Origin of the sequence: Isoptericola sp. NPDC060185, from assembly GCF_042728595.1 — a bacterium.
Lineage (GTDB): Bacteria > Actinomycetota > Actinomycetes > Actinomycetales > Cellulomonadaceae > Isoptericola.
This window is the reverse complement of sequence record NZ_JBHWYY010000177.1, coordinates 1-1,015: the sequence shown is the minus strand read 5'-3', so window position 1 is coordinate 1,015 and position 1,015 is coordinate 1. Positions and strand designations below refer to the sequence as shown.

Annotated in this window: 2 protein-coding genes; both read left to right on the top strand. The window is 70.8% G+C overall.

Annotated features, from left to right (window positions below):
• The first annotated feature begins 44 nt into the window (after nt 1–44).
• Nucleotides 45–602, top strand: a complete 558-nt coding sequence (locus tag ACFWDO_RS21525; protein WP_378991216.1) for a LytR C-terminal domain-containing protein — start codon at nt 45–47, stop codon at nt 600–602.
• Nucleotides 603–691: 89 nt separating this feature from the next.
• Nucleotides 692–1,015 (top strand): hypothetical protein (locus tag ACFWDO_RS21520; RefSeq protein WP_380347232.1); only part of this gene is annotated, 324 nt, incomplete at its 3' end.

The following is a 1,015-nucleotide window of genomic DNA, read 5'->3' as shown; positions in this document are numbered from 1 at the left end:
GACATGACGGCCACACACCCTTCGTTGCGACTAGGGTTGGGCGGGTGAGCAACCCGAACCCCACCCCCGGCGGCCCGCCGTTGCGCGCGCTGGCGATGGTGTTGATCGCGCTGGCCATTGTCTTCGCCGGTCTGGGTGCGATGTCACTGTCGAACTCCGATGCCGTGGCATCGGATACCGAGCAGACCGAGACCACCACCTCCAGCGCGGTCGCGCAGGCGCCTGCCACTACGCCCGCGCCGAAGACCACCAGCGCGGCCGCCGCCCCGACCACCACCACGACTTCCGTCGCACCGACGACCACCACCACGGCACCCGCGACGGGCGGCACGGATCAGACGGTATCGGTGCGGGTGCTGAACAACAGCCTGGTCGCCGGCCTGGCCGCGCGCACCGCGAGCGAACTGACCACCGCGGGCTGGACCAACGTGAGCACCGGCAACTACAGCGGTGAGAACCTGACCACCACCACCGTGTATTACGGCGGCGGCGCGCGCGACAAGGCCGCGGCCACCGAGATCGCCGAGCAGGTCGGCGGGACGGTCGCGCCCAAGTCGGGGGACACCTCGCCGGGTGTCGTCGTCGTACTGACCGGTCGCTGAACCAGGCGCGGCACGCGGTGCCGTAGGCCGTGTCGCCGCTGTGGCATCATCTTGAGCGGTATAGCCCCAGTCCGATAAGGAGTCCCCTGATGGCCACGTCGACAACTCGTCGCCCGTCCTGGCGCATTGTGACCCCGGTGCTCGCGGTCGCCGCGTTCGGGCTCGCAGCCTGCACCAACAGCCAGGAGTCGAGTGACGTCAAGGGCACCACGCCGCCGGTGTGGACCAGCTCGGCGGCACCCGCGGGCGAAAGCGGCGGTCACGGTGGCGGTCACGCCGCACCGTCGGAGACCGCGGCTCCCGGCCACGGCGACGACCACGGTGGCGTGGCGGGCGGCCTGAAGACCTCGCTCAAAAACGGTGCGGGCGCCGAGGTCGGCACCGCGACCATCGTCCAGGAGGGTGGCCACCTG